Origin of the sequence: Kineosporia sp. NBRC 101677 (genome assembly GCF_030269265.1) — a bacterium.
Taxonomy (GTDB): domain Bacteria; phylum Actinomycetota; class Actinomycetes; order Actinomycetales; family Kineosporiaceae; genus Kineosporia; species Kineosporia rhizophila.
In genome coordinates this window covers 255423-264384 of the sequence record NZ_BSTA01000012.1, presented here as the reverse complement: position 1 = coordinate 264384, position 8962 = coordinate 255423, and the positions used below count along the sequence as shown (strand labels likewise).

The window sequence follows — 8962 nt, the reverse complement described above, 5'->3', positions numbered from 1 at the left end:
AACCGGCTCAAGCAGTTCCGTGGCCTGGCCACCCGTTTCGCCAAGCGAGCGGCCTACCACCGCGCCGAGATCGTCCTCGCCTGCATCGTTCTTCATCTCCGATGAAGATCCGCAGGACACGCCCTAGAACCTCAGGTCCCCGAGCGCCTCCAGAGCCACCGGCAGGGCCGGGTTCTGGCTGTCACGGGCCCACACCAGGTGCAGCTCCACCGGCCGGGGCGTGGGCGTGGCGAAGGGCAGGAACAGCACCCCGTCGGGGTGGATCAGCCGCGTGCTCTCCGGCACCAGCGCCACCCCCCGGCCGCCCTGCACCAGCCAGACCATGGTGAGGATCTGGCTGACCGAGTGCACCACGTTGTCGTGGCGCACCTGCAGCAGGCCCACCACCAGGTCGTAGAAGTAGCGGGCCTTGGCGTCCGAGTGCATGATCAGCGGCTCGCTGACCAGGTCCTCGGCCCGCAGCGGACGCTCCAGCGAGGTCAGCGGGTGCCCCTCGGGCACGGCCACCACCAGGTTCTCGCGCACCAGCCGCCGGTGCCCGAACAGCCCGGCGTCGAACGGCGGCCGGGCCAGGCCCAGGTCGATCTCGTGCGCCTGCACCGCCTCCAGCTGGTCGCGCGAGACCAGCTCGAACAGCTCCAGCTCGAGGTCGGGCAGCTGCTCGGACAGGTGGTTGAGCACCTTCGGCAGCACCCCGTAGCCGGCTCCCCCGGTGAAGCCCAGCCGCAGCGTTCCCGCCGAACCCGCCGAGATCCGCCGGGCCAGCTCGGGCGCGCTCTCGGCCAGGGCCAGCAGCCGGCGGGCCTCACCGTAGAAGGCGTTCCCGGCCGGGGTCAGGCGCACGCCCCGGCTGTCGCGGTCGAACAGCCGCACGCCCACCTCCCGTTCCAGCTTCTGCACCAGGCGCGAGAGCGGCGGCTGGGTCATCGACAACCGCGCCGCCGCCCGGCCGAAGTGCAGCTCCTCGGCGACGGTGACGAAGCCCCGCAACTGCTCGAACGAGAACATGCAGGCGGACAATACCCGCGCGGTCCGGTCCGATCGGTCATGCTCTGCGAATGAGCCGCATCCTGCCCCCTTTCGAACTCGGGGCAGGTGAGGCGCTCTACGGGCCCCGCCGCTGGTGGGGCGGTCCGCTCGACGTAGAAGGCCTGGCCCTGGCCTCGGTCGGGCTGGCCGCAGCCGCCGTGGACGACCTGCTGCAACGTCCGGGAGCCGTGCGCGCCTCGTCCCCGCGCATCGCCGCCGCCTTCGACTCCCTCGGGCACCTGAGGGTGGCCGGCCGCCAGCCCCTCGGCTTCGCTCCCCTGTCGGGCTTCTTCCCCACCGCCGACGGCTGGATCCGCACCCACGCCAACTATCCCCACCACGCCGAGCGCCTGCGGCGGGCCCTGAGAGCACCGATTGAGGACGTCGGTAATGCCTTACGCTCCATGCCCGCCTTGGAGGCGGAGCAGGTCATCGGCGAGGCCGGCGGGATCGCGGCCGCAGTAAGAAGCCGCCGCCAGTGGCTGGACTCGCCGATGGCGGCCGGCCCACCACCGCGCGACTGGATCGCCTTCGAAGTGGCCGAAGCGCCCGGCGGGCCCTGGCAGCCCGGCAACTCGCCCGACGGCCTGCCTCTGAACGGCCTGCGGGTCCTGGACCTGACCCGGGTGGTGGCCGGGCCGGTCGCCTCGCGCACCCTCGCCGCGCTCGGCGCCGACGTGCTGCGCATCGACCCGCCCGCGCTGCCCGAACTGATCGACGCGCACATCGACAGCGGCTTCGGCAAGCGCAGTGCCCTGCTCGACCTGGACACCGGGGCTGGCCGCCTGCACGAATTGCTTGAGCGGGCCGACGTGATCCTGCTCGGCTATCGCAACGGCGCTCTCGACGCCCACGGCCTGTCCCCCGAGGCGCTGCACGACCGCTACCCGGCGCTGATCGTGGTCAATCTGGATGCCTGGGGAACCACCGGCCCCTGGGCGCAGCGGCGCGGTTTCGACAGCATCGTGCAGGCCGCCGTCGGGATCGCCGACGTGTACCGGCTACGCGACGGCCGCCCCGGAGCCCTGCCGGTGCAGGCGCTCGACCACGCCACCGGCTACGGCATGGTGGCGGCCACGGTCGGGCTCGCCGCGGCCCGGCTGCGCCATGGGGTCAGCGGTGTGGCCCGGCTCAGCCTGGTGCGGGCCGCCGATCTGCTGTTCCGCAGCAAGGCACCGGACGTACCGGTGCACCCCCTTGACGCCCCGGGCTTGCTCACCACGGACAGCCCCTACGGTGAACTGCGTTACGTACCCTCACCGTTCGACCTGTACGGCGGGCCCCTGCCCTACCCACACCCGCCCCACACCTACGGCGCCGACGCCCCCGAGTGGTAGATGCTCACAGCTCAATGACGCCCCGCTCGGCCAGACCTCCCAGTTCGGCCTGCCCCAGACCCAGCAGTTCGCTCAGCACCGGCCCGGTGTCCGCGCCGAGCAACTGCGACGACCCCACTGCGGCGCGTTCGCGACTTCCCCAGCGGATTGGCGTGCCCGCAGCCGGAATCCGGCCGATCGACGGCTCCTCCACGAACTCCACCACCGGATTACCCACACCCAAGAGCCCTTGGTCGGCGACGACGTCCGTAAATCGGCGGTACTCCGAGGCCACCACCCCGGCCGCCGAAAGCTCGCCCAGCACCTGCGCACTCGTGCGCGCGGCGAACCACGGCGCCACGTTGCGGGCGATGGCCTCACGCTGTTCGTGACGCCCCGAGTCGGTGGACAGATCGGCCCCGGTGATCTTCTCCAGGGCGGTGAGCCGGTCGGCCACCCCGAGCACGTCGACGAAGGCCAGCCACTGCCGGTGCGAGGGCAGCACCACCATCACCCGGCCGTCCGTCGTCTCGAAATCCCTTCCGAAACCGCCGAAGTAGTGATTCCCGCCGGGCGGGCGGCCCGCCGGGTCGAGGGCGGCCTCGGCCAAGTAGCCCAGGTGGGCGCTGACCGACAGGGCCACGTCGTAGAGCGAGAGCTCGATGCTTTCCCCCGCGCCGGTGGCCCGGCGGGTGCGCTCGGCCACCAGCACGGCCAGGGCCAGGTTCATCCCGGCCAGCAGGTCCCAGGCCGGCAGGACGTGGTTGACCGGCCCCGGCCCGGGCCCGGTGATCCGGGGGAACCCGATCGCCGCGTTCACCGTGTAGTCCACCGCAGGCGATCCGTCGGGCAGGCCGAGAAGCCTTGCGTGGATGAGATCCGGGCGCAGCGCCGCCATCGCGCGGTAGCTGATCCATTCCCCCCGCACCGCGTTGGTGACCACGATGCCGGCCTGCTCACCCGGGGCGGTGGCCAGAGCCAGCGCCAGCTCACGGCCCTCGGGGCTGCGCAGGTTCAGCGCCACCGAGCGCTTCTGCTGGTTCAGGCCCGCCCAGTACAGGCTGCGCCCGCCCGGGGCCAGGGGCCAGCGGGTCTGGTCGGCGGCCCCACCCAACGGGTCGATCCGGACGACCTCGGCCCCCAGCTGGGCCAGGCTCAGAGTGGCGAGCGGGCCGGCGACGAAGCTGGCCACCTCGACCACTCGCAGACCGTCGAGATGCTGACCATGGGCGGCGTCGTCGCTCGTCATTTGTCCGAGATTAGGCGGCTTGGCCGGGTCTGCCCATGCGCGAGTGCGGGCTGGGCATCGGAAATTCGCTGGACCGCCGCCGACCGGCGGGGGCACTCTTCCGCTCGTGGACGACGCACTGATCGAGCAGTTCAGCCGGGACGGCTACCTGAAACTCGAGGGTGCCGTGCCCGCAGAGGTTGCCGCGGAGTGCGCCGGCCTGCTGTGGAAACGGATCGGGCTCTCGCCGGACGAACCGGCGGGCTGGACCGAACCCGTCCACTGGGTCGACGGGATGGGCGGGCCGGCGTTCGAGGCCGCGGCCAACGCTCCCGTCCTCGTCGACGCCTTCGACACCCTGGTGGGCCCGGGCCGCTGGGTGCGCCGCAGCGGAATGGGTTCGTTCCCGCTGCGTTTCCCGCACCCGGTGGAACCGGACGACGCGGGCTGGCACATCGAGGCCAGCTACCCCTCGCCGGACGGCTCGCAGTATCTGACCAACTACCGCTCCCGCGCCCGCGCGCTGCTGCTGTTGTTCCTGTTCAGCGAGGTGTCCACGGCGGATGCGCCGACCCGGGTCCGGGTCGGCTCGCACCGCGACGTGCCCAAGGTGCTGCGGCCCTACGGCGAGGCCGGTGAGTCGATCTTCACGTTCGCCGCCGAGGTGGACCGGGCCAGCGCCCACCGCCCGGTGGCCCTGGCCACCGGCTCGCCGGGCGACGTCTTCGTCTGTCATCCCTTCCTGGTGCACGCCGCCCAGCCGCACCACGGCCGCACGCCGCGGTTCATGGCGCAGCCGGGAATGGACCGCGCGGTGGAGACCGATCTCGGCGACGAGAAGCTGTATCCGGTGGACCAGCTGATCCGCGATTTTCTGTAGGAACTTTCAGACCGGGGGCTGCGGGTCGTACTGGATCGCCCGTCGCACCCCGACGGCACGGTCGGGGAAACTGAGCCGGGAGACCAGGTGCAGGGCCAGGTCGATGCCCGCCGAGACGCCGGCGCTGGTCACGACGTCCACGTCGTCGACGAACCGGGCGTTCTCGTCGATCTTGATCGTGGCGTCGAGGGCGGCGAGCTCGTCGAGCGAGGCCCAGTGGGTGGTGGCCGGACGACCGCGCAGCAGGCCCGCCGCCGCGTAGACCAGGGAGCCGGTGCAGACACTGGTCATCAGCTCGGCCCGGCCGGCCTGGGCGCGCACCCAGTCGAGGTGCTCGCGGTTGCGGCTGAGCGGGCGGGTGCCCCGGCCGCCCGGGTGCAGCACCACGTCCAGCGCGGGGGCGTCGGCGAAGGTGTGGTCGGGAGTGATCCGCAGGCCCTTGGCGCAGGTCACCACCCCGTCGGTGGGGGCCAGGGTGATCACCCGGTAGCCGTCGTCGGGGTGGTTGAGCGTCCAGTACGCCAGCACCTCCCAGGGGCCCACGGCGTCGAGTTCCTCCACACCGTCGAACAGCACGATCCCGATGACCTTGGTCTCTGGCATCCCAGCATTCTCCCCAAGAACCGGTGCCCGCCCCAGGTCTACCGCCAGGCTTTCTCGCGCAGCAGCCGCAGGCCGTTCAGCCCGACGACGACCGTGGAGCCCTCGTGGCCCAGCACCCCCAGCGGCAGGGGCAGGTCGCCGAACAGGTCCCAGGCCACCAGCACGGTGATGAACGTGGCGGCGATGGCCAGGTTGGCGATCACCACCCGGCGGGCCCGGCGGGAGAGCGCGATGACGGCCGGGATCGCGTTCAGGTCGTCGCGCACCACCACCGCGTCGGCCGTCTGCAGGGTCAGGTCCGAGGCCGCACCCATCGCGATGCCGCAGTGGGCGGCGGCCAGGGCGGGCGCGTCGTTGATGCCGTCACCGACGAACGTCACCCGCTCCCCCTCGTGCTGCAACTGCCGGATCAGACCGAGCTTCTGCTCCGGCAGCAACCCGGCCCGGGTCTGCGGGATGCCGGTGCGGGCCGCGACATCGGCTGCGGTGTCGGCGTTGTCGCCGGTCAGCAGCACCGGAGGCTGCTCGGTCAGGGCGCTCACCGCGGCGATCGCGGCCGGCGCCTCCGGGCGCAGCCGGTCGGTGAAACTCAGCTCGGCCAGCGGTTCGCCGTCGAGTTCGACCACGACCACGGTGTTCCCTGTGTTCGGAGAATCGTCTGGAGAATCGTTCCGGGAGCCCGCCGGAGACCCGGGTGCCGCCGCCGAGCGGACTGCGACACCACGCCCGTCCACTGTTGCCGAGACCCCGATGCCCGGGTGAGCCGCGAAACCGACGGCGGCCGGCACCGACAGGCCGCGTTCCCGCGCCGTCCGCACCACGGCCTTGGCCAGCGGGTGTTCGCTGCCGTGCTCCACCGCGGCGGCCAGCCGCAACACCTCGGCCTCGTCGAGCGACCCCAGCAGACGCACGCCGGCCAGCACCGGGGTGCCCTGGGTGAGGGTGCCGGTCTTGTCGAAGGCCACCTTGGAGGTGGTGCCGAGGCGCTCCATCACCACCGCCGACTTGATCAGCACACCGTGGCGCCCGGCGTTGGCCACGGCGGCCAGCAGCGGCGGCATGCTGGACAGCACGATCGCGCAGGGCGAGGCCACGATCATGAACGTCATGGCCCGCAGCAGCGCCTCCCGGAAGTTCTCACCGAGGGCCAGCGGCACGGCGAAGAGCACGAGCGTGGCCACCACCATGCCGACCGAGTAGCGCTGCTCCACCTTTTCCACGAACAGCTGGGTGGTGGCCTTGGTGCGGCTGGCCTCCTGCACGAGGGCGGCGATCCGGGCGACCACCGAGTCCCCGGCCCGGCGGGTGACCTGAACCCGCAGGACCCCCGTGCCGTTCAGCGTGCCCGCGAACACCTCGTCTCCGGGGCGTTTCTCGGCCGGCAGTGACTCGCCGGTGACGGTGGCCTGATTCACGTCACTGGCTCCGGACAACACCTCACCGTCGGCGCCGATCCGCTCGCCGGGGCGCACCAGAATCTCGTCCCCCACAGCGAGAACCGCCGTGGGTACGGTCTGCTCGGCCCCCTCGGTGACCCGGACCGCTGTCTCGGGCGCTAGTTCCAGCAGCCCCCGTACCGAGTCCTCAGTGCGGGCGGTCGCCAGCGCCTCCAGGGCGCCGGAGGTGGCGAAGATGACGATGAGCAGGGCGCCGTCGAGGACCTGGCCGATCGCCGCGGCCCCGATCGCCGCCACCACCATGAGCAGGTCCACGTCGAGCGTCTTCTCGCGCAGGGCCTGCAGCCCGGCCAGCCCCGGCTCCCAGCCCCCCGCCGCGTAACAGCTGAGGTACAGCGCCCAGCTCAGCCAGCCGGGAGCACCGGAGACCTGGGCCAGGAGGCCGAGCAGGAACAGCCCCAGCGCGGCGGCGGCCCAGCGCATCTCCGGCAACGCGTGCCACCGGGTCCTGACCACCGGGGGACGGGTGGGCACCGGGTTCGGGGCGGGGGCGATGGCCGTGGTCGGCATGGGAGGGACCCTCCGGTGAGGCGGCGGAGGTAGGAAGTTATCAGAACATCTGAAGAGGTCTTCATATGTACGGCCGTGGCCGCCCGGGGTCCTGGTCGACGAGGGAGGTAAAGTGCCTGGTTGTGGGACATGGAGTGCAGGGACGCGACCGCCCGGCCACCCGGCTGGACGCGGAGAGCGCCGCCTTCGTGGCCACCACCCTGCAGGCCCTGGCCACCCCCAGCCGCCTGCTCATCCTCACCGAGCTACGGCAGGGCCCGCGGGCGGTGAGCGATCTGGCCGAGGCGGTCGGGATGGAGCAGTCGGCCGTCTCGCACCAGCTGCGGCTGCTGCGCAACCTCGACCTGGTGGTGGGCACCCGGGCCGGGCGCAGCATCGTCTACAGCCTCTACGACAACCACGTGGCGCAACTGCTCGACCAGGCGATCTACCACAGCGAGCACCGCCGGCTCGGGGTCGCCGACCGGCCCGGCGCCACCGGCTGAGCCGTCCTTTCAGCAGACCACCAGCGTCACGAACCCGAACGAGGACCGGTAGCCGGCCAGCCATCCCTGACGGTGCTCGGCCGAGACCGCCAGCGCCTCCTGCCCTTCCGGCGTCCCGCGTCGCTGCAGCCCCCAGGCGGCGAGCGCCCCGGTCCAGGCCCACTCGTACGCGTCGAGTTCGGTGCGGGAACTCACGTGCCCGTACACAGGCGTCCACCCCGCCTCGGTGACCGAGCCGACCAGGCCGGTCAGATCGTCCATAGTTCCGAGGATCTCCAGCCCCTCGGCCGAGGGCGGGGACTCCCAGAAGCCGTCACCGAGCACCACCCGTCCCCCGGCGGCCAGGTGCTTGCGGGCGGCAGTCAGCGTCGGCAGCAGTCCCCCGAAGACATGGCTGACCCCGACCGCGAACACCACGTCGAACTCCCCCTCAGAACGGAAGCTCGCCGCGTCCTCCTGCTCGATCCGCAGGCGCTGGGCCAGTCCCCGGCGGTCGGCCTCGGCGCGCGCGTGGGCGACAGCGGGCTCGGAGACGTCTACCCCGACGCCGGCTGCGCCGGGGTGCTGTTCCAGGGCGCGCAACAGCCACTCGCCTCCCCCGCAGCCCAGGTCGAGCAGCCGGGCCTGGGCAGAAGTGCTGTTCAGGGCCTGTTTGAGGACGTCGGTGACGGCCTGGTCGCTCAGCGGCGCGGCGATCGGGTGGCCGGTGTGGGCGATGCGCGAGATCCGGTTGCGGTCCATCGGTGCACCCTGACAACCCGGGGGCATCATCCGCCAGCGAAATACCGAGCGTCGATCTACTAGGTTTCCGCCTGTCGCCCCCGACCGGGCGGCCACCGCTGGAGACAAGGCACGTGCCGGAATGGACGCCGTGAACCCGTACGAGACGGTTCTGAGGGCCCTGGAACTGGGAACGGCGACCAGTCGCGAGGCGCACGCCGAACTGCGCCTGCTGATCGCCGAGTTCGGCCCCGGCCTGCAGGAGGTCCGCCGCGCGGCGGTCACCGCGCTGGCCTGTGCGGCCGGCCCGGACGCCACCGCCGACTTCGCCGCCCTGCTGTCGGACCCGACCCGCTCGGTGCGCGAGTGCGCGGCCGACGTGCTCTACAACGTGGGCGACGGGCGGGCCTGGGAGGAGGTGTTCGCCTACTACCAGGACGAGGTGCGCCGGCGCGGGCCGCGCCGGGCCGGGCTGCCGTACGCCATGCCGCTGTCGTACCTGCTGGTGCAGGCCGAGTCCGGCTCCCAGGGGGCGGTGCGGCTGATCGGCTTCCTGCGCCAGGAGTGGGGCCGCCTGTCGGCCTTCGAACGCGAGTGGCTGGGCGGGAACCTGCCGCAGGCGGCTCCCGAAGGGCCTCCCCCGGCCCAGGTGGCGCTGCCCACCCGGGCTCATCTGGACCGGGTCGGGGCCTCGGCTGGGTGAACGCGCAACCACCGGTGCGCGCGGTTGCGTA

The 8962-nt window shown here is 72.3% G+C and carries 9 protein-coding genes; 4 read left to right on the top strand and 5 right to left on the bottom strand.

Annotation, left to right across the window (positions count from 1 at the left end):
- Positions 1-123: 123 nt before the first annotated feature.
- A complete protein-coding gene (locus tag QSK18_RS29775) occupies positions 124-1008 on the bottom strand; it encodes a LysR family transcriptional regulator (protein ID WP_285625996.1) in 885 nt (294 codons plus the stop codon).
- A gap of 50 nt (positions 1009-1058) precedes the next feature.
- Between QSK18_RS29775 and QSK18_RS29770 the strand changes: the two genes are divergently transcribed.
- On the top strand, positions 1059-2366 hold the full coding sequence (locus tag QSK18_RS29770; protein ID WP_285625993.1) for a CoA transferase: 1308 nt from the start codon (positions 1059-1061) through the stop codon (positions 2364-2366).
- Positions 2367-2370: 4 nt separating this feature from the next.
- On the opposite strand, the gene QSK18_RS29765 is transcribed toward QSK18_RS29770, so the two are convergent.
- Complete coding sequence (locus tag QSK18_RS29765; protein ID WP_285625990.1) at positions 2371-3594, bottom strand: CoA transferase; 1224 nt, start codon at positions 3592-3594, stop codon at positions 2371-2373.
- A 106-nt stretch (positions 3595-3700) separates the two neighbouring features.
- On the opposite strand from QSK18_RS29765, the gene QSK18_RS29760 reads away from it, so the two are divergent.
- A complete protein-coding gene (locus QSK18_RS29760; RefSeq protein ID WP_285625987.1) occupies positions 3701-4453 on the top strand; it encodes a phytanoyl-CoA dioxygenase family protein in 753 nt (250 codons plus the stop codon).
- 6 nt (positions 4454-4459) lie between these two features.
- Here QSK18_RS29760 and QSK18_RS29755 read toward each other — a convergent pair whose 3' ends face one another.
- The gene (locus QSK18_RS29755; protein ID WP_285625984.1) at positions 4460-5056 is read right to left on the bottom strand and encodes a DJ-1/PfpI family protein; all 597 of its coding nucleotides are present in this window, start codon (positions 5054-5056) and stop codon (positions 4460-4462) included.
- A 38-nt stretch (positions 5057-5094) separates the two neighbouring features.
- Positions 5095-7023 carry a heavy metal translocating P-type ATPase gene (locus QSK18_RS29750; protein WP_285625981.1) on the bottom strand — a complete coding sequence of 643 codons (1929 nt, stop codon included), beginning with the start codon at positions 7021-7023 and terminating at the stop codon, positions 5095-5097.
- 122 nt (positions 7024-7145) lie between these two features.
- Here QSK18_RS29750 and QSK18_RS29745 point away from each other — a divergent pair, with 122 nt between their 5' ends.
- Positions 7146-7508 (top strand): ArsR/SmtB family transcription factor, encoded by a 363-nt coding sequence (locus tag QSK18_RS29745; protein ID WP_232815119.1) that lies wholly within the window; start codon positions 7146-7148, stop codon positions 7506-7508.
- Between the two features lie 9 nt (positions 7509-7517).
- On the opposite strand, the gene QSK18_RS29740 is transcribed toward QSK18_RS29745, so the two are convergent.
- Complete coding sequence (locus QSK18_RS29740; protein WP_232815118.1) at positions 7518-8249, bottom strand: SAM-dependent methyltransferase; 732 nt, start codon at positions 8247-8249, stop codon at positions 7518-7520.
- Positions 8250-8370: 121 nt separating this feature from the next.
- On the opposite strand from QSK18_RS29740, the gene QSK18_RS29735 reads away from it, so the two are divergent.
- On the top strand, positions 8371-8931 hold the full coding sequence (locus QSK18_RS29735) for a HEAT repeat domain-containing protein (protein ID WP_285625977.1): 561 nt from the start codon (positions 8371-8373) through the stop codon (positions 8929-8931).
- Positions 8932-8962: the final 31 nt, after the last annotated feature.